19 protein-coding genes, 4 pseudogenes and 1 other annotated feature are annotated in these 21,278 nt (G+C 65.0%); of the genes and pseudogenes, 12 read left to right on the top strand and 11 right to left on the bottom strand.

Translation table 11 applies throughout. The annotated features are described in order from the left end of the window. Positions 1–140: 140 nt before the first annotated feature. Positions 141–523, bottom strand: a pseudogene (locus IT41_RS21775) (helix-turn-helix domain-containing protein); the annotation flags it as partial. On the opposite strand from IT41_RS21775, the pseudogene IT41_RS21770 reads away from it, so the two are divergent. The 5 genes and pseudogenes from IT41_RS21770 to IT41_RS17475 all read left to right on the top strand — a co-directional run. Continuing rightward, positions 493–731, top strand: a pseudogene (locus tag IT41_RS21770) (phage terminase large subunit family protein); the annotation flags it as partial. The pseudogenes IT41_RS21775 and IT41_RS21770 sit on opposite strands and share 31 nt — an antisense overlap. 329 nt (positions 732–1,060) lie before the next feature. Then, positions 1,061–1,777, top strand: a complete 717-nt coding sequence (locus IT41_RS17490; protein WP_036743800.1) for a GntR family transcriptional regulator — start codon at positions 1,061–1,063, stop codon at positions 1,775–1,777. Between the two features lie 23 nt (positions 1,778–1,800). After that, entirely contained in the window at positions 1,801–3,276 is a 1,476-nt protein-coding gene (locus IT41_RS17485; protein WP_036743798.1) for an aldehyde dehydrogenase, read from the top strand. An 11-nt stretch (positions 3,277–3,287) separates the two neighbouring features. Beyond that, positions 3,288–4,178 (top strand): dihydrodipicolinate synthase family protein, encoded by an 891-nt coding sequence (locus IT41_RS17480; protein ID WP_036743796.1) that lies wholly within the window; start codon positions 3,288–3,290, stop codon positions 4,176–4,178. Next, positions 4,175–5,512, top strand: a complete 1,338-nt coding sequence (locus tag IT41_RS17475; RefSeq protein WP_036743794.1) for an NAD(P)/FAD-dependent oxidoreductase — start codon at positions 4,175–4,177, stop codon at positions 5,510–5,512. The genes IT41_RS17480 and IT41_RS17475 overlap by 4 nt, the downstream gene beginning before the upstream one ends. Positions 5,513–5,602: 90 nt before the next feature. On the opposite strand, the pseudogene IT41_RS22095 reads toward IT41_RS17475, so the two are convergent. Together IT41_RS22095 and IT41_RS17470 are read right to left on the bottom strand one after the other, a co-directional pair. Then, a pseudogene (locus IT41_RS22095) lies at positions 5,603–5,728 on the bottom strand (hydantoinase/oxoprolinase N-terminal domain-containing protein); the annotation flags it as partial. A gap of 118 nt (positions 5,729–5,846) precedes the next feature. After that, the gene (locus tag IT41_RS17470; RefSeq protein ID WP_036743792.1) at positions 5,847–6,527 is read right to left on the bottom strand and encodes a GntR family transcriptional regulator; all 681 of its coding nucleotides are present in this window, start codon (positions 6,525–6,527) and stop codon (positions 5,847–5,849) included. A 203-nt stretch (positions 6,528–6,730) separates the two neighbouring features. Between IT41_RS17470 and IT41_RS17465 the strand changes: the two genes are divergently transcribed. Then, positions 6,731–7,759, top strand: a complete 1,029-nt coding sequence (locus IT41_RS17465) for a trans-3-hydroxy-L-proline dehydratase (RefSeq protein ID WP_036743790.1) — start codon at positions 6,731–6,733, stop codon at positions 7,757–7,759. Positions 7,760–7,773: 14 nt separating this feature from the next. Continuing rightward, positions 7,774–8,724, top strand: a complete 951-nt coding sequence (locus IT41_RS17460; protein WP_052081744.1) for an ornithine cyclodeaminase family protein — start codon at positions 7,774–7,776, stop codon at positions 8,722–8,724. Between the two features lie 147 nt (positions 8,725–8,871). Here the strand turns inward: IT41_RS17460 and IT41_RS17455 are convergent, their stop codons facing one another. Together IT41_RS17455 and IT41_RS21375 are read right to left on the bottom strand one after the other, a co-directional pair. Then, entirely contained in the window at positions 8,872–9,621 is a 750-nt protein-coding gene (locus IT41_RS17455; protein WP_231564813.1) for an alcohol dehydrogenase catalytic domain-containing protein, read from the bottom strand. Between the two features lie 11 nt (positions 9,622–9,632). Continuing rightward, positions 9,633–9,771 (bottom strand) — a sequence feature (AL1L pseudoknot). Continuing rightward, positions 9,670–10,061, bottom strand: a pseudogene (locus IT41_RS21375) (transposase); the annotation flags it as partial. It overlaps the preceding feature by 102 nt. A 946-nt stretch (positions 10,062–11,007) precedes the next feature. Between IT41_RS21375 and IT41_RS17445 the strand changes: the two are divergent. Continuing rightward, positions 11,008–11,424, top strand: a complete 417-nt coding sequence (locus tag IT41_RS17445; protein WP_036743808.1) for a CopG family transcriptional regulator — start codon at positions 11,008–11,010, stop codon at positions 11,422–11,424. 55 nt (positions 11,425–11,479) lie between these two features. Then, the gene (locus IT41_RS17440) at positions 11,480–12,538 is read left to right on the top strand and encodes an extracellular catalytic domain type 1 short-chain-length polyhydroxyalkanoate depolymerase (protein ID WP_331435350.1); all 1,059 of its coding nucleotides are present in this window, start codon (positions 11,480–11,482) and stop codon (positions 12,536–12,538) included. A 132-nt stretch (positions 12,539–12,670) separates the two neighbouring features. Here the strand turns inward: IT41_RS17440 and IT41_RS17435 are convergent, their stop codons facing one another. Next, positions 12,671–12,949 (bottom strand): SH3 domain-containing protein, encoded by a 279-nt coding sequence (locus tag IT41_RS17435; RefSeq protein WP_036743783.1) that lies wholly within the window; start codon positions 12,947–12,949, stop codon positions 12,671–12,673. A gap of 38 nt (positions 12,950–12,987) precedes the next feature. On the opposite strand from IT41_RS17435, the gene IT41_RS20950 reads away from it, so the two are divergent. From IT41_RS20950 to IT41_RS17425, 3 genes are all read left to right on the top strand, one after another. Continuing rightward, positions 12,988–13,248: a hypothetical protein gene (locus IT41_RS20950; RefSeq protein ID WP_074948199.1), complete on the top strand. Its 261-nt coding sequence runs from the start codon at positions 12,988–12,990 to the stop codon at positions 13,246–13,248. Further along, positions 13,245–14,345 (top strand): NADH:flavin oxidoreductase/NADH oxidase, encoded by a 1,101-nt coding sequence (locus IT41_RS17430; RefSeq protein ID WP_036743781.1) that lies wholly within the window; start codon positions 13,245–13,247, stop codon positions 14,343–14,345. The genes IT41_RS20950 and IT41_RS17430 overlap by 4 nt, the downstream gene beginning before the upstream one ends. A gap of 192 nt (positions 14,346–14,537) precedes the next feature. Next, positions 14,538–15,086, top strand: a complete 549-nt coding sequence (locus IT41_RS17425) for a thermonuclease family protein (RefSeq protein ID WP_074948200.1) — start codon at positions 14,538–14,540, stop codon at positions 15,084–15,086. A gap of 230 nt (positions 15,087–15,316) precedes the next feature. Here the strand turns inward: IT41_RS17425 and IT41_RS17420 are convergent, their stop codons facing one another. The 5 genes from IT41_RS17420 to IT41_RS17395 all read right to left on the bottom strand — a co-directional run. After that, positions 15,317–16,000, bottom strand: coding sequence for an O-methyltransferase (locus tag IT41_RS17420; protein WP_036743779.1), 684 nt, complete (start codon positions 15,998–16,000; stop codon positions 15,317–15,319). A gap of 250 nt (positions 16,001–16,250) precedes the next feature. Continuing rightward, a complete protein-coding gene (locus IT41_RS17415) occupies positions 16,251–17,363 on the bottom strand; it encodes an NAD(P)H-dependent flavin oxidoreductase (RefSeq protein WP_197056016.1) in 1,113 nt (370 codons plus the stop codon). Positions 17,364–17,604: 241 nt separating this feature from the next. Continuing rightward, entirely contained in the window at positions 17,605–18,000 is a 396-nt protein-coding gene (locus IT41_RS17405) for a hypothetical protein (protein ID WP_074948201.1), read from the bottom strand. A gap of 98 nt (positions 18,001–18,098) precedes the next feature. Next, positions 18,099–19,187, bottom strand: a complete 1,089-nt coding sequence (locus IT41_RS17400) for an AAA family ATPase (RefSeq protein ID WP_036743774.1) — start codon at positions 19,185–19,187, stop codon at positions 18,099–18,101. A 480-nt stretch (positions 19,188–19,667) separates the two neighbouring features. Then, positions 19,668–21,278 (bottom strand): TniQ family protein (locus IT41_RS17395; RefSeq protein WP_036743773.1); only part of this gene is annotated, 1,611 nt, incomplete at its 5' end.

The following is a 21,278-nucleotide window of genomic DNA, read 5'->3' as shown; positions in this document are numbered from 1 at the left end:
TCCGTATGGTTCGTGGTTGAAGCGTCGAAACTCTACATCGATCATACACCTCGATGGCCACCCGAGATTAAGCCGAACGTGCCGGTGAAATTACACCACGTCGGCGGACACTACCAACCGGCGCGGTGGAGGTCACCCCCAAGCGCCAGCCAGCGCCCGATCTTCATTCCGAGACCGAGGTCATGGAGGATCTTCTGCATCGTGATCGACGACACCCGTTCGCGGGCTCTTTCGGACCGATGGTGCTCACCCCTTCCAGTGCCAACATGGCCTCGTGACTGTTGCCGCCTTAGGCGGGGTGCGCCAGCGCCAGGGCCTTGATCTTCTCTGCCGCCTCCGGCGAGGTCGTCTGCGGATGGGAATTGTGGATCGGCGGCAGGTCCTTCAGCCCGTCGGAACCCTGGGTCTGGAACCGCCGCTTCCACTCGTAGAAACTGTTCCGGTCCATGCCGCGCCGCCGGCACGCCTCGGCGACATTGCCAAGTTCCCTAGCCACCCTCGGCCGACGAAGAGGGCGATCCGGTCAGCTTGGCCGAGGCGCGCAGCACCACCTTTGCCAATCGCTGCAAGGTGTTTCTTGTTTCGATTCCGGCGATTCGGGGCTGAGCCGGATCGAGCAGGAATTCGAGGCTTCGAATCAGCGGCGCTTGATCGCCGAGCATCAAAAGACCGCTATGCTGGAAGCTGGCGAGTGGCGCGCGACGGCGCTGGCAGCTGATGGGTTTCATATCCTCCCATGCCATCCTGCCCAGCCTGATCACCTTGTCCCGGGCGTTCGCCGCCATGGCGCTGATCCCCAGATGGGCTGCGGCGGCAAGAATCTTCATCAGTTGTTTCATGTCTACTCCCCTGAATGTCCGATCGGTCGGCTCCCCCCGTCCCGATCCGTGACGAAGGCCGCCTTCCTCGGGTCGGCGGCCGGATCAAACCTTCGCCGATCCCGCAAAGATTATATTGACTGACTACAAATAATAGACACAATGTCTATTATAAGCTCGGAAAGGACGCCGTCAGACTTATGGCCTACAGATTGTCTACACATGATCGGGGAGGCCTTCTGATGGCCAAAAAAGCCGCCGGCGCGATCCAGTCCGGCGCCGCGAATGTCGATAGAAAGCAATTGCTTGCGGATGCGCTTCGCCAGCGCATCCTGACCATGGAGATCGCGCCCGGCGCCGTGATCGACGAACAGGAACTGGCCGAGGAATTCGGTCTTTCGCGCCCGCCGGTGCGCGAGCTGATGCGGCAGATGGCCGGCGAAGGCTATATCGAGCTGGAGGCGAATCGCCCGGCCCGGGCGACCCCGATGGGTCATCACGTGCTGCGCGACTTCTATCTGGTGGCGCCGCTGATCTATGTCGCAACGACCAGGCTCGCGGCCGAGAGCGCGCGTCCCGTGGATATCGCCAGGCTGCGGGCCGTGCAGACCGAATTCCGCGCCGCCATCGAGCAGGGCGACATCAACGCCCGCATCTTCGCCAATGACGACTTTCATCTGGAGATCGGCAAGATCGCGCGAAACGTCTATCTGATGCCCAGCCTGCGCCGCGTGCTGATCGACCACGCGCGCGTCGCGCGCACCTATTACCGCGACGACGTCTCGGACCGCGAGGAACTGGCCACCGCGGCGGCACAGCACGACCAGATCATCGACGCCATCGAACGGCGCGATCCGGAAACCGCCGGCCGCATCGTGCAGGCGCATATGGAACTGTCGCGCCGCAACATGGCCGCCTATGCCGTCCCGGAGGGCATGGAGATGCCGCCGGGACTCTGAACCAGCGAAAAAAGGGAGAAACCATGACCGACCTTCTCGGTAAAGACGATTATGGCAGAATCGCCGCGACTCTGGCGCTGCCGGATTTCTGCTTCATCGACGGCAGGAAACAGGCCGCGCAATCGGGCCGCAGCTTTGCCAGCACCAATCCGGCCAATGGCTCGGTGATCGCCAATCTGCCCGCCTGTGACGGGGCCGATGTCGATCTCGCGGTGGCCGCGGCGCGCACAGCCTTCGAGGACGGGCGCTGGTCAAGGCTGCACCCGGCCGAGCGCAAGGCCGCGCTTCTGCGCCTGGCCGATCTGATCGAGCAGAACCTGAACGAGCTGGCGGTGATGGAAAGCCTCGACAGCGGCAAGACCATTCTCGACTGCGTGACGGTCGATCTGCCCGAGACGGTGAAATGCCTGCGCTGGCATGCCGAACTGATCGACAAGATCTATGATCAGGTCTCGCCCGCCTCGGACAGCCATATCGCGCTGATCGTGCGCGAGGCGGTGGGCGTCGTCGGGCTGGTGCTGCCGTGGAACTTTCCGCTGCTGATGCTGGCCTGGAAGATCGGCCCGGCGCTGGCCGCCGGTTGCACGCTGGTCGTGAAACCGGCCGAGGAAACCTCGCTGACCGCGCTGCGCGTGGCCGAACTGGCGCTGGAGGCCGGGATTCCGGCGGGCGTCCTGAACGTCGTCACCGGCTCGGGCCCCGAGGTGGGCGAGCCGATCGGCCGCCATCCCGGCATCGACGCGCTGTCCTTTACCGGCTCGACCGAGACCGGCCGGCTGTTCCTGAAATTCTCGGCGGAGAGCAATCTCAAGGAAGTCACGCTGGAAATGGGCGGCAAGAACCCCTGCATCGTCATGGAAGATGCCGAGGATCTGGATGCCGTGGCCGAGCATGTGGTGAACGGCGCCTATTGGAACATGGGCGAGAACTGCTCGGCCATTTCGCGCTTGATCGTGCATCGCGACATCCGCGATGCGCTGGTCGAGAGGCTGGTCGCGGCGCTGGCCGACTGGCCGGTCGGCGACCCGCTGGACCCGGCAAGCCGCATCGGGCCGCTGGTCTCGGCCGAGCATTTCGGCAAGGTCGCATCATATCTCGATGGCGGCAAGGTGCTGCATGGCGGCGCCACCAGCGCGGATCGCTTCGTGCATCCGACCATCCTGGAAGTCGCGGGCAACGACGCCCGGCCGGCCTGCGAGGAAATCTTTGGCCCGGTCCTGTCGATCATCACCGTGGACAGCCTGGACGAGGCCGTCGCCATCGCCAATGACACCGGCTACGGGCTGACCGCCTCGGTCTTCACGGCGAATGGCAAGCGGGCGCTGAGGACGGCGCGAGCGCTGCGGGCGGGCACGGTCACGGTGAATTCCTTTGGCGAGGGCGACAGCACCACGCCCTTTGGCGGGTTCAAGCAATCGGGCTTTGGCGGCCGCGACAACGGCATCCACGCCCATGACCAGTATACGCAGTTAAAGACCATCTGGCTCGACCTGAACTAGGGCATCGCGACATGACCGGTTTTCCATTCCCCGGCCTCAACCTGGCCGTGACCACCCCGTTTGACCCGGATGGCGGCATCGCCTTCGACCGGCTCGAGGAACATCTGGAACGCTATATCGCCGCCGGCGTTCCCGGCTTCGTGCTGAGTTCCGGGACCGGCATGCATGCCTATCTGTCGCGCGGGGAATCCGACGATCTGGTGGCGCGCGGCGCGAAGATCATCGCCGGGCGGGCGCGGGTCATCGTCCAAGCTTCGGCGCTGATGGTCGAGGATGTGGTCGCGCGCACCCGCCATGCCGCCGATTGCGGTGCCGACGGGGTGATGGTGCTGCCGCCCTTTTTCGAGGGGCCGACCGATGCTGACGACATCCTCGCCTTCTATGCCGCCGCCGGCGAGGGCGGGCTGCCGATCATCGGCTATAACGTGCCGCAGGCGGTCGGCGTCGCGATCACGCCCGAGCTGTTCCGCCGGCTGGCCGAGATCCCGAATTTCGTCACCGTCAAGGACAGCAGCGGCGATCTGGCGGCGCAGACCGATCTGATCCGCACCGGCCTGCCGATGATGAACGGCGCCGATCCGCTGATGCCCTATGCACTTTACGCCGGCGCGCAGGGACTGATCTGGGGCGGGGCCAATTTCGCGCCGAAAAGCTGCGTCGCGGCGGCCGAGGCCGCCCGGCGCGGCGAATGGGACCGGCTGCGCGAATTGTGGCGCGCGCTCGAGCCGGCGATGAACCTGATCTGGCAGGGCGATTACGTGCAATCGGTCTATGCGGCGGCCGAGATGACCGGCTATGGCGCCGGCCAGCCCCGCCGGCCGCTGAGCCCGCTTTCGAGCGAAAAGCGCGCGGTGCTGCGCGCCGCTCTTGGCGGGCTGATCGAAGCCGAGGCGCGCGCATGAGCCGTCACCGGATCGGTCCCTCCGATCTGCCGCGCCATCCGGGCGTGTCGGGCTGGGTGGCCATGCTGCCGCCCCGCACGCCCGCGCCGGCGCTGGCCGGGGCGATCCGCGCCGATATCGCGGTGATCGGCGCGGGCCTCGCCGGGCTTGCGGCGGCGCGGCGGCTGGCGCAGATCGACCCCGGTCTGCGCGTCGCCGTGCTTGAGGCCGGGATCGTCGGCGACGGGCCGGCGGGCCGCAATTCGGGCTTCATCATCGACCTGCCGCATGAGGTCTCGTCCGAGGATTACGGCGGCGCCGCCCTGCAGAAAAGCCGCGACCGCATCACCCTGCAGCGGCGCGCGGTGGATTTCGCGGTCGATCTGGCGCGGGAACGGGGCTGGCCGCGCGAGGTCCTGGACCTGTGCGGCCGCTATAACGTCGCGATGACGCCCGAGGGCGATCGCCATATCCGCGACTACGCCGCCAAGCTGGACGAGCTGGGCGAGCCCTACCGCCTGCTGGACCGCGCCGGGATCGCGGATGTGACCGGCTCGCAGGCCTTCAGCTCGGCCATTCACATGCCGGGCACCGCCATCGTCCAGCCCGCCGCCTATATCCGCGGGCTGGCTGACACGCTTGGCGGCAATGTCACGCTTTATGAAGGGTCCCCGGCCATGGCGCTGGAGCCACGCGGCACTGCCTGGCTGGTCAGGACGCCCGCCGGCTCGGTCGAGGCGGGCCGGATCATCCTGGCCAATAACGGCCATGCCGAGCGTTTCGGCTTTTTCCGTGGCCGGCTGCTGCATGTCTATACCTATGCCTCGATGACCGAGACGTTCTCGCCCAACAGTCTTGGCGGGATGCGGGACTGGGCGGCGACGCCGGCCTCGCCCATGGGCACGACCCTGCGCCGCGTTTCAGGCCCGAGGGGCGACCGGCTGCTGGTCCGTTCGCGCTATACCTACAATCCGGGGATGAATGTCGGCGCGGGCACGCTGCGCCGGGCCGGGCACCAGCATGACAGGAAATTCGCCCATCGCTTTCCGGGGCTTGCCGATCTGCGGATGGAATACCGCTGGGGCGGCGCGATGGCCCTGACCTGGAACAGCGTCCCGGCCTGGGGCGAGGTCGAAAAGGGCATCTTCGCGGCCTGCGGCTGCAACGGCGTCGGCGCCACCAACGCCACCGCCTCGGGGCTGGCCGCGGCCGAGCAGATGCTGGACGTGCCGACCGAATTGACCAGGATCTATCGCGGTTTCGCGACGCCGCAAAGGCTGCCGCCGCAACCCTTCACGCTGATCGGCGCCAAGACCACGCTGGCCCTGCGCGAGCGCCGCGCGGGAATCGAATGAGGGTCTGATCCATGCGCTACCGCCTCTGCTGAATCGACGCCCATACCTGCGGCAACCTTGGCCGAAGCTATCCGGGCAGCATTGCCGCAGGATGTCGCGCATCTGTTCCTCGTGCCGGCCGCTGGCATAAGAGTTGATAAAGCTGATGGCGACCGAGGGGATGCCCGCGGCCTTGATCTTCTCGGTCACCTCGCGCGCGGCGGCGGCGTCCGCGATTGCGTGCTGTTTCAGGCTCGCCTCAGGATCTCCTCATCGGGGGCTTTTCGGCAATCATGCGAAAACAGGAATCGCGACAAGTTTTTCGTGCTTTCGCAGGATGCCGCTCAGCGCGGCCTCAACCCTTGCCCTTGCTTGCCGGCAGGTGGTGCAGCAGGGATGAGCAGGCCCCCATGATATGGTCATAGACGAGCTTGCCCGCCTTTTTCACCTTGCCCGTGCGGCAGGCGGCGAGGATCTCGCGATGTTCGCGATCCGCGGTGCCCTGGCCGTGCGAGAGGGCAAGCTGGATGCGCAGGTAGCGCTCCAGGCGGTCGTTCACCGCGCGGACGGTGCTGACCAGGAACGGACGCTGCGCATCCAGATACAGGCGGCTGTGGAACTGCCAGTTCAGCGCCGACCATTGCGCCACATCCGTTTCCCGGGCGAAAGCGTCGCAGAAAGCCTCGGCATCAGTGAAGGTTTCCGGTGTCATATGCGGCACCGACAGCATGATCGCGTTCGATTCCAGGATGGCGCGGGTCTCGAAGATCTGGGCGATCTCGGGCTCGGAAACCGTGGTGACGATGGCGCCCTTGTTGCGCTGGAACTCGACCAGCCCCTCGGCCTCCAGACGTTTCAGCGCCTCGCGGACCGGGATCTTGCTGACATTGAACATCCTTGCGACATCATCTTGGCGGATCGGCTCGCCCTCGTCCAGCGATCCGTCGGCGATGGAATCGCGGATGAATTTCAGGATGATGTCCGAGGCGGTGGGGGCCTGGCCGAGGTTCGGAACCTCTGCTTCCCTGAATGGCATTCGGCTTTCCCCACGCTTGAGCTGCTTGCAGGATATGGTAGCCGATATTCTACCGCAAGAGACAGAGGCGTCCTGGCGTGGCGACGCAGATGCAGGCCGGTTGGTGTGACGCCCGCTTGACAGCTCCGGGCGGACCGGGCAGGTTGGGCGCCAATATCGTATACGAAATATAATCTTGGACTCCCATCCCCGAGCGAGGAAAAATGCGCACATCCAGAGCCGTGCATGTCGTGTCCTGCCATGCCGAAGGCGAAGTCGGCGATGTCATCGTCGGTGGCGTCGCCCCGCCGCCCGGCGAAACAATCTGGGACCAATCGCGCTGGATCGCGCAGGACCAGACATTGCGGAACTTCGTGCTGAACGAGCCGCGCGGCGGCGTGTTCCGGCATGTCAACCTGCTGGTCCCGCCCAAGCACCCGCGCGCGCAGATGGGCTGGATCATCATGGAGCCCGCCGACACGCCGCCCATGTCCGGCTCGAACGCGATTTGCGTTGCCACGGTGCTTCTGGATACCGGCATCGTTCCGATGCAGGAGCCGGTGACGCGCATGGTGCTGGAGCCGCCGGGCGGGCTGATCGAGGTCGAGGCCGAGTGCCGCGACGGCAAGGCCGAGCGCATCCGGGTCCGCAACGTGCCCTCTTTTGCCGACAGGCTGGACGCGCGGATCGAGGTCGAGGGGCTGGGCACCCTCACCGTGGACACCGCGTATGGCGGCGACAGTTTCGTGCTGGTCGATGCGGCGTCGGTCGGGATGCGCATCGCCCCGGATCAGGCGCGCGATCTGGCCGAAATGGGGGTGCGGATCACGCGCGCCGCCAATGAGCAGCTGGGCTTCCGGCATCCGGCGAACGACTGGAACCATATCTCGTTTTGCCAGTTCACCGACCCCCTGAACGAAAGGGACGGGGTGCTTTACGGCAGGAATGCCGTGGCGATCCGCCCCGGCAAGATCGACCGCTCTCCCACCGGGACGGGCTGTTCGGCGCGGATGGCGGTGCTGCATGCGCGCGGACAGATGAAACTCGGCGATCGCTTCGTCGGCCGCTCGATCCTCGACACCGAGTTCCACTGCTCGATTGCCGATGAGGTCGAGCTGAACGGCAAGCCGGCCATCCGTCCGATCATCTCGGGCCGGGCCTGGATCATAGGGACGAAACAGTTGATGGTCGACCCGGCCGATCCGTTCCAGGGCGGCTACCGCCTGTCGGACACCTGGCCAATGGATGTTTAAGGAGGCTTCGTTCCATGATCGCCACAAGCCCTGCGCCGCAATTCCTGTCCTATGGGGCCGCAATCGGCCGGTTAGGCTGGCACGATGCCGTCGAGGCGCTGCGCCAGGGCCATGCGTTTCCCAAGGCCGAGATCAGGGACGCGTTCCTCGGCCCGCCCACCGGCACGATGATGAGCCGCTCGGCCTGGATCGAAGGGCTGGGCTACGGCGCCAAGATCTTTACGGTCTTTGATGGCAACGCTGCGCGGGGGCTGCCCACGGTCCAGGGCGCGATGCTGGTCTTTGACGGCGAAACCGGCACGCTGCAAGCCATCGTGGACAGCCCGCTGGTCACCGAGCTCAAGACTGCCGCCGATTCCGTGCTGGGTGCCAGCCTGCTTGCGCGCCCGGACAGCCGGCACCTGCTGGTCGTTGGCGCGGGGACGGTCGCGGCCAGCCTGGTCAAGGCCTATGCGGCGGTGCTGCCGGGGATCGAGCGCGTCTCGGTCTGGTCGCGCCGCCCGGAACAGGCGCGGGAACTGGTCGCCGGCATGTCCGGCGTCAAAGCCGAGTTGGTGGCGGTCGAGGATCTGCAGGACGCGGTCGGGCAGGCCGACATCGTCTCCTCGGCCACCATGGCGCGGCAGCCGGTGATCCTGGGGGATTGGGTGCGGCCCGGCACCCATGTCGACCTGATCGGGGCCTTCAAGGCTGACATGCGCGAGGCCGACGACGCGCTGATGGCCAGGGCCGCGCTGTTTGTGGACAGCCGCGCGACCACGCTCGGCCATATCGGTGAGCTGATGCTGCCTATCGCCGCGGGCGCGATCACGGCCGAGAGCGTACTGGGCGATCTCTACGATCTCGTGCGCCCCGACGCGCGGCGGCGGCAGTCGGCGGACGAGATCACCGTGTTCAAGAACGGCGGCGGCGCGCATCTGGACCTGATGATCGCGTCCTGGATCGCCCGGGTCATGGCGGGCTGAAAACGGGGCCGTGAAGCAGCAATTCGTCGCTGCTGAGCCGTACATCCGTTTTTCGCCAGCCCCCCCGGGCCATGAAATTTCGGCTTATCGAAACGAAAGACCGGCCAAGGATTCCGGCCGGCCTTCCCGCGTTGCGGATCCGCCGGCTCAGGCCGCCAGCATGTCATGCGGGTCGAGGACGAATTTCTTCGCCACGCCGGCATCGAAGCTTTCATAGCCTGCCACCGCCTGATCCAGCGGGATGATCGTCGCGTTCACGATGTCGGCAATGGGCAGCCGCTCCTTGTTGAAATCGCCGACCATGACCACCGCCGCGCCCAGGATCCGGGCCGAGGCCGCCGCCGCCAGACCGACCGAACCCGCGCCGGCGACATAGACGATCGAGCCGACGCCGACCCCCGCCTTCCAGGCGCCGTGAAAGCCGGTCGGCAGGATGTCGGACAGCATGGTCAGGTCGCGGATCTTTGCCATGGCCCGGTCGCGGTCGGGGAATTTCAGCAGGTTGAAATCGGCATAGGGCACCATGACATAGCGCGCCTGCCCGCCGATCCAGCCACCCATGTCGACATAGCCATAGGTGCCGCCGGCGCGGGACGGGTTCACCGTCAGGCAGACCCCGGTATCGCCCTCGCGGCAGCAGCGGCAGCGGCCGCAGGCGACGTTGAACGGCACCGAGACGATGTCGCCGATCTGAAGCATCTCGACATCCACGCCCTTCTCGATCACCTCGCCGGTGATTTCATGGCCCAGGATCAGCCCCGGCTCGGCGGTGGTGCGGCCGCGCACCATGTGCTGGTCCGAACCGCAGATATTGGTCGAGACGACCTTCAGGATCACCCCATGCTCGATCCGGCGCCCGTCCGGCGCCTCCAGCTTCGGGTCGGCGATGTTCTGCACCTCGACCTTGCCGGGGCCGATATAGACCACGCCTCTGTTGCTCAAACGAACCTCGCAGATCGGCTCGACCCCATGCGCACCGCGATGCATATCGATGAAATCGATCATCACTTCGGCCGGCGGTCGAACTCCGCCATCGCAAAATACGCTGACGCCTTGCGCAGAATCTCGTTAGCCTGCCGCAATTCCCGGTTCTCGCGTTCCAGCGCCTTCATCTTCTCGGCCATCTCGGTCGGGACGCCTGCGCGTTGGCCGCTGTCGACCTCGGCCTTCTTGACCCAATCGTTCAGCGTTTGCGGTGTGCAGCCGATCTTCGCTGCAATCGACATCACTGCCTGCCATCGAGATGGATATTGGCCCTCGTTGTCGAGAACCAGTCGAACGGCACGCTCGCGCATCTCAGGGGAAACTTGTTCGTCGTCTTGCTCATCATGCTCCATCCTACTCAAGAGTTGGAGCCTACGGCAAAACCGGCGCGGTTCATTGCCATTGCATCGTTGTAATCGTCTTCTGACGAGAATCCTGCATCTTTGGCGTGACGCTGGCCGTATTGATACGGATTTACTTGAAAGGCGCAGCGATAGAACCGGCTTCAGCTCGGCTTCCCGAGAGCTTCAACTATTCCTTTGGGCGTTGCAGCATGTGCGATCAGTGTTTCAAGGTTCGTGTCGAACGGTCCAGAAAATTTCATCTTTTCAATTCGTCCCCAGCCCCGCAAGGCCGTATACAATCCACATCGTCTTCAACCTCGTCTTAATCACCCGACAGGATAACTCCATCGGGAAGCGGGGAATGCTGAAGGGATGGTTGACGTAGTCGTTAGGTCGGCAATAAATGGCCGCTATGAGTGTTGCAATCGCAGCATTAAGCAAGGCGCCGCGGGGCAGGTTTGGGCCGACTTCGCCGGGGGGCCGAACGGGGCCAGGTGATGCGCGCTGTGCCGTGGCATGTCGGGTCAGAGCCCTTACCTGACGGTCCGCGCGCCTATTCGCTATTTCTCCTGAGGAAGGATATTATTGCCTCGGACACTTCCTGATGGATGGTTTGGCGCGTTCCGGACTGGTTTCCGACAGGTCTGCGCCTTGTGCGGCAAACCACCCACAATCTGGCCCCTCCGTTGTGCCATCGGCGGTGCAGGAACGCATATAGCGCGCTGTATCCATTCACCTGGGTCCAGATCCATCGTGATTTGCTGGGGGTATCCGTCATCGGCCATCGCGGCGCCCCCGGGATGAATTTCGAGGGGCACTGACTGAACCAGCCCCATCTGTCCAGGCAGCACGGCCATCGCGAGAGCCATCGACTGATTTATGCCGATCGCGGACCGGCAGCGCTTGCAAAATGCATTTTGCCTTCCATATAACATCCATATGGATGGAGAAATGCATGCCAAACATCACGCGACTGCCCGAACGTCAGGCTGAACCTGAAAAGATCACGATCAATCTCGGCCATATCGACCTTGGCCGGATCGACCTGCTCGTTCGCGAGGGCTTCTATGCCAATCGGACGGATTTCATCCGCACCGCGATCCGCAACCTGCTGACCAGCGAAGGCGGCTCGGTGTCGCAATCGATTGACCGGCACCAGCTGGAGCTTGGTCTGTTCGATATCACCCGCGCCGATCTGGAGGCGCTCGCCAAGGCGGGTGAAAAACTTCACCTCAAGGTCGTCGGACTGGCGCGCATTTCGGCGGATGTCTCGCCGGAACTGGCCGAGGCGACAATCGGGTCCCTGAATGTGCTGGGCTCGATTCAGGCACCGAAGGCCGTCAAGGCCGCACTCAAGGACCGCATCACCTGAGGCCCTCTGCCTCGAGGAAAGGAAAAACACGATGAAGAATGATCTCGCGACGGCCATGCGCCGGGCGCTCGGAAAGACTCGCGCGCTCAACACAGGACAAGCCACTGCCATCATCCGGGAAGCACTTGCCGGCGTGCCGCACATGCCGCCTGCCGGGTCGGCAGGGATCGCGCCCACGGCTGCACGGCACGAAAGCCCCTTCGCCAGCCTTCTGCGTGATGGTTGCCGGCCCTGCGCGGGTGGCGGGCTGATGCAGGGGCTGAACCTGCCGCCCAGACCCGGCGGAGAGATCCGGGTGCCCGAAGGCGCCCGCTATGAGCGGCGGCACCATGCCGGGGCGGCAGGGTCGCGCAACTATACGCTCTATATTCCCACGGATCGTCCCGAAGGGGTGCGCGGCCTGATACTGATGTTGCATGGCTGCACGCAGTCCCCTGACGATTTCGCGCGCGGCACCCGCATGAACGATGCGGCCGAGAAGGCGGGATACATCGTCGCCTATCCCGAGCAGTCGCGCGCGCACAACATGCAATCCTGCTGGAACTGGTTCCGTCCGGAAGATCAGGCGCGTGGCCAGGGCGAGCCGGGCATTCTTGCCGGTATCGCCCGCGACCTCCTGGCGGAGTTCGATCTGCCCGAAGGGCGGGCCTTCGTGGCCGGTCTGTCGGCGGGCGGCGCGATGGCTGCGATCATGACTGAGGCCTATCCCGATCTGTTCGCGGCTGCGGGGGTGCATTCCGGTCTTCCCGCAGGTGCTGCCAGCGACGTGACGTCGGCCTTCGCCGCGATGCAGGGTCAGGGCAACGCGCCGATCCGGCAGGGGCCGACGCCGATGATCGTCTTCCACGGGACGGCAGACGCGACGGTCGCGCCGATCAACGGTGATCGGCTGGTCACCGCATCGGGCATCGAGACCGGGCACGAGGGAAATGGCCGCAGATGGTCACGGCTGATTGCCAGCAATGGCTCGGAACTCTGGCGCGTCGCGCAGGCAGGCCATGCCTGGTGTGGCGGCGATCCGGCGGGTTCCCATACCGACCCCCTGGGCCCGGATGCCTCGACGGAGATGGTGCGCTTCTTCGAAGAGGTCTCGAGCACTGCCCGCGGCCGATGATCGGAGGTTGGCGCCATACGGTTCCTCGGACCGCGCCAATGAGGCAGAGGTTGTCGAAGGTCGGCTTCGGGATGCTGTATCGCGGCATTAGAACAACTGATTACTGGCAGGTTTGGGCCGAGAATGTTGTTGTCAGCGATGCGCCAGATAGTCTGCTGAAACGTAACCCGAAATAGCAGGCCTGTCGGTGAGCGAGACCCTGCACCAGACCTTGCCGTTATTCGTGACGCAGTTCTGGCGGGTGAGGCGCGTTCCGTCGGGCAGGCCGATGATGATCTTGTGGTTGAGGCCAGGGCCTTCGCGAAGCTTGAGGAGATCGTCTGGCCCGGCGCCCTTGACCACGACGCCAGAACCGACCGCGCATCCAGTGACGATCGTGAATGCGAGAAGAGTAGCAAGATGAGTTCGCATGACATGACCTGAATCGTTTTTTCCATCACTACGACACCATGACGCTGAATGACAGCAGCCGGGTGACGGACGCGGATAAGGGGCTGCACAGGGCAGCCATCAAAGGCCTGTTCCGTTCCCAAAAAGCTGCGATTCTGGTCAGGATTCCACCGCTGACCGGCGCAGGGGCGAAAAGCGTGCGGATGATGCGCTACGGCTCGAACCTGGCCCGCTGGTCGGACTTTCGCCGCGGTGACGGATCCCCTAAGTTGCCCCGTAACCCGCAATCCGCAAACCGCCCTGACGGAGCCGAAGCATGAGCAAGCTCTTCACCCCGATCGTCTCTGGCAGTCTTTCGATGCCGAACCGCGTGGTCATCGCCCCGATGTGCCAGTATTCCGCCGAGGAAGGCCGGATGACCGACTGGCACATGATCCATCTCGGCCAGCTTGCCCTGTCGGGCGCAGGCCTGTTGACCGTCGAGGCCACCGCGGTCAGCCCCGAAGGGCGCATCACCCATGCCGATGTCGGCCTCTGGGATGACGCGACCGAGGCGGCGATGGTCCCGGTCATGCAGGCGATCCGGCGATGGTCCGACATTCCGGTGGCGATCCAACTGGCCCATGCCGGGCGCAAGGCCTCGACCGACAAGCCCTGGCTGGGCGGGGCGCAGATCCCGCCCGGACTGCCGAACGGCTGGCAGACCGTTGGCCCGAGTGCGCTGCCCTTTGCCTCCGGCGAGAATGCGCCCGAGGCACTGGACAAGGCCGGAATGCACCGCATCCGCGACGCCTTCGCCGAGGCCGCCCGGCGCAGCCTGCGGCTGGACTTCGACGCAATCCAGATCCATGCCGCGCATGGCTATCTGCTTCACGAGTTCCTTTCGCCGCTGTCGAACCGGCGCGAGGATGGCTGGGGCGGCAGCCTCGCGAACCGGATGCGCTTTCCGCTGGAGGTCTTCGAGACGGTGAAGGCTGTCGTGCCGGGCAATTACCCGGTCTCGGTCCGGGTCTCCGGAACGGACTGGGTCGAGGGCGGCTGGGACGTCGCGCAGACGATCGCCTTTGCGCAGGAATTGCAGGCGCGCGGCTGCGCAGCGATCCACGTCTCCAGCGGCGGGCTGGACCCGCGACAGCAGATCCCGGTCGCGCCGGGCTATCAGGTGCCGCTGGCCCGCGCGGTCAAGGCAGCGGTGGACATGCCGGTGGTGGCGGTGGGATTGATCACCGATTTCGACCATGCCGAATCCATCGTGGCGACGGGCGATGCCGACATGGTCGCCCTGGCCCGCGGGATCCTCTACGATCCGCGCTGGCCTTGGCACGCGGCGGCGCATCTGGGCGCGCAGGTGCCGGCTGCCCCGCAATACCTGCGCTGCCAGCCCCGCATGCATCGCGAGCTGTTTCGTCAGGCGTGAGCTGTTGACCTTGACGACGGGGCAGGGAACGCATCGCTCGGCGCCTCCAGCGAACCGACGCCCGCCCAGCCCTCATCATCGGGCCGTAAGCTAAGCTGGGCGCGTGATCATCTCTCCTCTACAGGTTACTCTTCGGCGCGCATAGTCCGCGACGTTGATGGCCACGAGAACAAGGAGGCATCGCGCCGGGTCATGTTCTCAATGGAGATGAACCGCGAGCAACTTCTCGAGGATATTCGCAGGGTTCTCGAAATCGCTCCTTCGCAACCCAAGGAGGATGCAGACCCGCCTGCGGGGCAAAACCCTTCCGGCGGATCGCCGTTCGGACAAGGCGGGGAGCGGCAGAGCGTCCGCGTCATCGACGGCGACACGCTGATGATCGGAGGGGAAACCTGGCGTCTTCTCGGGATCGACGTGCCCGAGATGAAACAGAGCTGTCGGATGCATGACGGCCGGGAATACCCTTGCGGCGCAGCTGCGCGCGCCGCGCTCGCAGCGCTGATCGGCGATCTCGAGGTCAGCTGCGAGCAGTCAGATACGGACCGCTACGGCCGGCGCGTCGGCATCTGCCGGGCGGGTGACAAGGATCTCGGTAAGGAGTTGGTCTCCGCTGGGATGGCGGTAGCTTATCTGGAATACACGAACGCCTACCAGTTGCAAGGCGAGGCGGCGAGGGCCGCGAGGCTTGGGCTGTGGTCGGGCGATTTCGAGATGCCGAACGAGTTCAGAAAGGCAAATTGAGGCGGGCGATGGGCAGCGGGGTTCTCGCGCTCTATAGCTTAACATTTCAAGCCTGACCGATGGCCAGTCACTATTGTCGCCATGACCTGCGGCACGCTTTCACCTTAAACAGCGCCTGGCCCCGCGGCTTCCTCCTTGCGACGATTTCCAAAGCGGGCCGAAAGAGCCCAAGCAGTGTCCTGACGCCCCGGCCCGCGTCGAGAATCCATCTCCTTAGCCGCAGGTCGAGCTTATTCCTTGACGACGGCCATGACGAATCCGTCCCAGCCCTTCTCTCCAACCGTCTGGATCGCTGTGGCCTCGAGGCGAGGGTCTTCCGAGATCATCTTCAGGAATGCTCGCACGCCTTTCACGTTTGGGTCGGAACTGCCCTCGTCCACAACAGCCCCTCCCCTGACAACATTGTCTCCGATGATGATCGTTCCTGGTTGTGCGAGTTTCATGGCCCAGTCGAGATAGGCAGGGTTGTCGGGCTTGTCAGCGTCGATGAAGATGAGATCGAACGGTCGAGTGAGACTGGGCAAGATCTCAAGTGCAGTTCCCACACGCAGATCGATGCGGTGGCCAAGCGCCGCCTGCTCAATATTCAAACGGGCTATTTCGGCGTGATGTGGGTTGGCTTCAATGGTCGTTACTTGACCGTCCTCGGACAAGGCGCGGGCCATCCAGATCGTGCTGTATCCGCCCAGTGTGCCGATTTCCAACACGCGACGGGCCTTGGTCATTTTCACGAGAAGGGCCAGCATCTTACCCTGCATGGCGGAAACATCGTGTGCAGGAAGGCCCGCCGCCTCATTTGCGGAAAGTGCTTGAGCTAAAACACTGTCTGTCGGCGCGAGCATCCCACGGAAGTAAGCGTCAACGTCAGCCCATTGGTCGGAATCGCTGGACGGGTAGTCTGGGGTTCTCGCCATGGACCAAAGCTTCTCGTTTATTTCGACGATGTGGATTCAATATCATTCAGAGAATGGCAGCAGCCCACCAAGAAGCCACATCGCGGCAACCTGCAAGATGCGACGATGGGCGGGTCCGTTCCGGGCCGTCTTCGACGATAGAGACCTCCGTCTGCCGCGTCGATGCCAAATTGTGAGAAATGGTCGCGGTGGGTCCATCCAGACCGATCCTGCGCGGCGGTCGAAGGCACGCTTCCGCAAGATCTTAAAACTATTGACCGAGCGTCGCCCGTGCCTCCGCCCATATCGAAGCTACTATATCGCCAGCAGCCGTGGCGCGCGCCAGGGACGCGCTCTGTCCTGCCCATGCTTGGATATATGCGAGGTCGTTCTCCTGCCTCCCTTTCGCACGCATCGGTCCTGTTGCCGAGCGCTGAAGCGGATATGGCAGAGGCGCAGGCGCGTCGGGACGCTCGCTTGCGGCGACGTAATCCGTGCGCAGCGCCCGCCCGGGGCGTCCCGAGAATGCGCGCGTGACGGTCGTGTCCTCGGGCCTTGCCTGACCGATGCCCTCGGCCCAGGCTGGTGAAAGCGCAGCCTCGGGTGCCCTTAGCAACGCGGTTCCGATCTGCACCGCTGACGCGCCAAGCGCAAGCGCGGCCACGAGGCCGCGTGCGTCCGCGAGACCGCCGGTTGCGATGACCGGAATGCTGACCGCATCGCAAATGGTCGGGACGAGAGAGACAAGACCAATCGGCTGCGCTTCGGCTTTGTCCGCCTTGAAGGCTCCGCGATGCCCTCCTGCTTCGCTGCCCTGGGCGAGGATGGCGTCGGCACCCGCCCGTTCGGCCTCCAGGGCCTCTGTGACCGTGGTCACTGTCGCGAACCAGCGGATGTCCCGGGCCCTGAGCTGATCAACAGTTTCGGGAGGGAACAGCCCCATGATCGAGGACGCCGCAGTAGGCCGCGCATCGATCAGCGCCTCGCATTGATCGGCAAAGGAAATCGACAGTTCAGCTGAGAGGTCGACAGGACGCGGCCCCCAGTTCGCCAGGAAATCAGCCACCGCCGCTTCGCGGGCGGCATCGCGCGGCGGCGGCGGCGGCGGATCGGGCACCCAAAGGTTCATCTGGAACGGGCCGTCGCTTTTGGCGCGCACATCAGCGGCCCATCGGGCGATCGTCTCGGGGTCCATCAACAGGGCGCCGCATCCCCCCATGCCCCCCGCTTTCATGACGGCGGCGGCAAGGGCAGGCGGGCATGCGCCCGCCATCGGCGCCATCAGGATCGGAACCTTCAATCCATACGCCGCGCAGAATTCGTCCGCCCGGCGCATTGCTTGCTTCAGCATGTCGATCTCGCCGTCACATCTTGACCAGAACACTCTGGCTCCTTTCGCTGCTCAGATGCAACATCGATGACGATCTCGATGGGGTGAGTCGTTACGTGATGACCCTGACGCCGTGGCTGCGCGGGTTGATCGACGAACTTCACACGCCTCCATTCGATGGCCATGCAGACGTCATGAAGCGATACAGATCAGAGATCGTGGATTGACGCGCCGAACGCATCGCGCCAAGGCCGAACGGCAGCTTCGTCATGATGTCCGGCCTGGACGATCAGCATCACAAAGCCTGCGATCGACATTTGTCGCATAGCGTCGTCAGCCAGCCGTCAACGGTCCTGACATGGCTGACAGCGCCGCATCCTTCGCAGGTGTTCTCGGCCTCCTGCGCGGCTTTGCCGATCCGGTCCAGCGCAGGCTCATTGCCGCCCCGGATGTAGAACCGCAGCGATCCCAGCTTCTCCTTGACCTGCACGACACGAAAGCAGCGCAGACCATCCTGCCGGATGATTTCCGAGAGATCGGCGCTGAGACCTTCGATCAGCGGATACCAGCCCGGCCCGCAAAGGAAACCATCGCCCAGCAGGGTGCCGGTCCAGGGGCCGGGTCCGTAGACGGCCGGATAGGCGCGCATGATGCGCAGGGCTTCGGGTGCAATGGGATCGTCCTTTGCCACGTTCTGTCCTTCCAGTGTCTCGGGGTGTCGAAGCCCGCCATTCGCCGGCACTGCGGTGCTGCGGAGTGTCGAACTGCAGCCTTCCATTGCATCCGGCGTCAGATCACCATCGGCCTGTGTTCCAGATCGGCGGCGCGGTCGAGCATGCGCAGACCGGTGCGCAGGCTCGGGCGGGTCGCGGCCCCGGGCGCGACCGCCGCAAGGGCCTCGGTGATCGAGGCGATCGAGCTGTCCGACAGGGCCCGCGCCCGGCCCTCGCGCTCGGCGAAACCGATCAGGTCGGACAGGTCCACCGCTTGCAGGCGCAGGACCGTGCAGCGGCCGAGCAGGGGCTCGGGCAGCGGCTGCAGGCTGTTGGTCAGCAGGATCCAGCCCACGAAGGACATATCGAAGCCCAGGCGATAATAGGGGCAGGTCCAGTCGGCGGCGGTGGCGGGTTCCAGCAGCGGCAGCAGCCCCTCGGCCAGGCCGTAGGATTGGTCGCGGTTCGATCTGGCGCTGCCCGCCTTGTCCAACTCGTCGATCACCACGATGGGGTTGCCGGTCAGGTCCGTCATGATCAGTTCCAGCACCCGGCCGGGGCGGGCGCTGCCCCAGCCACGCTGACAGCCGGTGACGCCAAAACTGGCCGACTCGCCCATCGCGTCGATGACCATGCTGGCGGCGCCGATCAGCCCGCCCAGGCGCCGCGCCCAGCGGGTCTTGCCGATGCCGGGCGGGCCGTCCAGGATCACCGGCGGCAGGCGGAAGCCGGGCCAGCCCTCGCGGACCGAGCGGCGCATGGCCTGCCAGGCATGTCCGGTCGCCGGCGCCATCCAGGGCATCTCGGCATGCAGCACCGCCGCCAGTTCATCGGCCCGGTCCTCGCTGGCAATGCGGACAAGGCCGACGCCGTCCCTCAGGACCGAGAGTTTCTCGCGCTCATCCCGGTTGGGATGGCTCAGGCCGGATCGGCGCAGGATGTCGTCATGCAGGCGTTTCGCGCGCGTGTCGGCGCGCCGATGCGCGCGCTCGGTCAGGCGAAGCTCCTCGGCAGGGTCGGCCCGATCTGTGTCGTCCTGCGGCGGATGGATCGCGGCGCGCCTGTCGCGTAACCGCTGCTGGACGTCGATCAGGTGCGTGCGGATCTTCCGGGGTGTCAGCGCCGGGTCGGGAAAGCTGGCCTTGACGAAGGGAAAGCGTGACATGGTCGGTCCTCGGTCGAGCCGGCCGCCTGCATTGGCGGCCGGGCATCCGGCCGGATCAGCGGCGCGGAGGCTGGATTTCGGAAAGGACCCGGGTCGGTGGGACAGTCATGTCCGCCGGCCCCGCAGCCGTCAAGCCGGGCGCCGGTCAGGCGGGGAATGAGGGCAGGCGATCCGACGCTCAAACGGGGTCTTGTCTATCGAATTGATAATGAACGAAAAATCTAAAAACCGCCCCGCCAGTGGCAGTTTTATGGTTGCCAGAAAGGAAGAAAACCCGCCTCAAAGGAAGTTTTATGCGTGCCGGAACAAATCTGTAGAAGCACGGAAAAAACTGCCATCGGGTCCAGCAATTGCTGGGGTGCTTTAACTCTTTCGGCGGGCAAAGCTGCCATTTTGCACGCATAAAACTGCCATCGAAATTTCAAGGAAAATGGCCGCCGGATGGCGGCCATGCGAGTTTTGCCGAAGATTGCCCGTGGATCAGAAGGACAGGCGGCGCATCTCCTCGATATCGATCCGCAAGGCGCCGAACCCCAGATCGCCCCGGGCGCGCCCGATTCCCGTGATCCGACCCCGGAAGATCGCCTGCAGGATCTGCTGCATGGGGATGCGCGCACGCTTGCTGCATTGCCTGAGCGTCACCCATCCGGGCGGCATGTCGGGCATTTCCGGGGCCAGATCGTGGAGGCGTTTCAGGAGGCGCTCGGCTTCGCGCGCATCGAAGCCGCATTTGTCCCGGGTGTTCTCGCCGGAACTCCGGTGCAGGGGAGTCAGCAGCCCGAGTTCGATCAGGCATGTGACGATCGGGCGCGTCGCCGCGAGCAGCGCGGGCAATTGCACGAACGGGACCGACCGGCGCAGCGCGGCGGCCGCCGCGCGCGCCTTATCGGCATCGACCAACAGGAGCGCATTCCCCTTGCCGGCATCTTTCGCGGCGATGAGGCCACGCGCCTCCAGGACCTTGCGCAGGGTCTGGCGATGCAACCCGGTCTCGAGCGCCAGCGACTGCACCGCGTATTTGCAACGCCGCTCGACCGGCTGCCCGAGCAGGTCGCGCCCGACACAGACATCCATGTTCCGCACGATATGGTCGCGCAGAACCTGCTTGATCGGACCGTGATCGCTGCGATCGCCGGGCTCCAGCAGCCAGCGATACAGCTGGCCGAATACGGAGAAATAGTTCTGCCCGCCCTGTCCCTGCGCGAAGGCCGTGGCCTGCAGCGCCTCAAACGCCGCCTGCAGGCCGGGCTCGCCTTTCGAGACCCATTCCCATCCCCTGCGACCGGCCAGATCCCAGCCGTCGCGATCGACCGAGCCGAGCCTGACACTGGTCCCGAACGCAAAGCCCATGCCCAGCATCTGGGTCGCCTTCACCGCCTGTTCGAGGGTTTGTCCGTCAAGCCAGTCCGGACCCTTCCGGCCTTCCAGCCGGCGCAGAACATAGGTCTGCAACGGTGAGGCTTCGCGGCGCAACGCCGTGCTCGCCCGGGCGACAAGTTCGTCCCCGCGTTCGGGCACATGCAGGGCCAGCTTGTGCAGCATATTCTCCCGGTGTTCCCGCGCGCGCAGGATCAGCGCCAGGTCATGGCGGGGGCAGCTCGTGACCACGCGCAGGCTCCATGCCAGGCGATCGTGCCGCCCGATACCGGGGCTGTCGCTGCCGAGGTCGTCCTCGTGCAGGCAGAGCGGACAGAACCGGGTTTCCTCGCGAACCAGCATGGAGGCGGGGACGATCTCTCGGCGCAGCGCGAAGGTCTGGTTGCCCTGCGACACGGCGGTGTTGCGCCAGACCGGCGCCGGATCCTGCCCGGCAACCGCGCAGAGGCGGCCAATCGCCTGCCGCGTTCCATGCAGCAGGTCCGAGGGGCTGATCCCCTGATCCGTCAGGAATGAGCGCAGGCTGGGGCAGCCATGCAGCGCCGACAGGCGGGCGGCAAAGGAGACCGGGGTTTCGTCCTGCCGGATGTCAATCGGCGTTGAATGTTCCCCCCCTATCGGCGTCCAAAAGGGACCCCTTTGGCGATGTGGCGAGCAGGCCCGTGGCGGCGTAGCTTTCCAGCTGGCGCAGCCGACGCGGGCCTGCGTTTCGGG

Origin of the sequence: Paracoccus halophilus (assembly GCF_000763905.1) — a bacterium.
In the GTDB taxonomy this organism is placed as follows: Bacteria; Pseudomonadota; Alphaproteobacteria; order Rhodobacterales; family Rhodobacteraceae; genus Paracoccus; species Paracoccus halophilus.
Note: the sequence above shows the minus strand (reverse complement) of the source record. Positions and strands in the feature narration are given on the sequence as shown.

What these genes read in the sequence shown, in the direction of transcription:
- IT41_RS17445 (WP_036743808.1), top strand. Translation starts at nt 11,008, where the DNA reads ATGCCAAACATCACGCGACTGCCCGAACGTCAGGCTGAACCTGAAAAG.
- IT41_RS17460 (WP_052081744.1), top strand. Translation starts at nt 7,774, where the DNA reads ATGATCGCCACAAGCCCTGCGCCGCAATTCCTGTCCTATGGGGCCGCA.
- IT41_RS17475 (WP_036743794.1), top strand. Translation starts at nt 4,175, where the DNA reads ATGAGCCGTCACCGGATCGGTCCCTCCGATCTGCCGCGCCATCCGGGC.
- IT41_RS20950 (WP_074948199.1), top strand. Translation starts at nt 12,988, where the DNA reads ATGACGCTGAATGACAGCAGCCGGGTGACGGACGCGGATAAGGGGCTG.
- IT41_RS17435 (WP_036743783.1), bottom strand. Translation starts at nt 12,949, where the DNA reads ATGCGAACTCATCTTGCTACTCTTCTCGCATTCACGATCGTCACTGGA.
- IT41_RS17490 (WP_036743800.1), top strand. Translation starts at nt 1,061, where the DNA reads ATGGCCAAAAAAGCCGCCGGCGCGATCCAGTCCGGCGCCGCGAATGTC.
- IT41_RS17425 (WP_074948200.1), top strand. Translation starts at nt 14,538, where the DNA reads ATGTTCTCAATGGAGATGAACCGCGAGCAACTTCTCGAGGATATTCGC.
- IT41_RS17485 (WP_036743798.1), top strand. Translation starts at nt 1,801, where the DNA reads ATGACCGACCTTCTCGGTAAAGACGATTATGGCAGAATCGCCGCGACT.
- IT41_RS17440 (WP_331435350.1), top strand. Translation starts at nt 11,480, where the DNA reads ATGCGCCGGGCGCTCGGAAAGACTCGCGCGCTCAACACAGGACAAGCC.
- IT41_RS17400 (WP_036743774.1), bottom strand. Translation starts at nt 19,187, where the DNA reads ATGTCACGCTTTCCCTTCGTCAAGGCCAGCTTTCCCGACCCGGCGCTG.
- IT41_RS17430 (WP_036743781.1), top strand. Translation starts at nt 13,245, where the DNA reads ATGAGCAAGCTCTTCACCCCGATCGTCTCTGGCAGTCTTTCGATGCCG.
- IT41_RS17465 (WP_036743790.1), top strand. Translation starts at nt 6,731, where the DNA reads ATGCGCACATCCAGAGCCGTGCATGTCGTGTCCTGCCATGCCGAAGGC.
- IT41_RS17480 (WP_036743796.1), top strand. Translation starts at nt 3,288, where the DNA reads ATGACCGGTTTTCCATTCCCCGGCCTCAACCTGGCCGTGACCACCCCG.
- IT41_RS17470 (WP_036743792.1), bottom strand. Translation starts at nt 6,527, where the DNA reads ATGCCATTCAGGGAAGCAGAGGTTCCGAACCTCGGCCAGGCCCCCACC.
- IT41_RS17420 (WP_036743779.1), bottom strand. Translation starts at nt 16,000, where the DNA reads ATGGCGAGAACCCCAGACTACCCGTCCAGCGATTCCGACCAATGGGCT.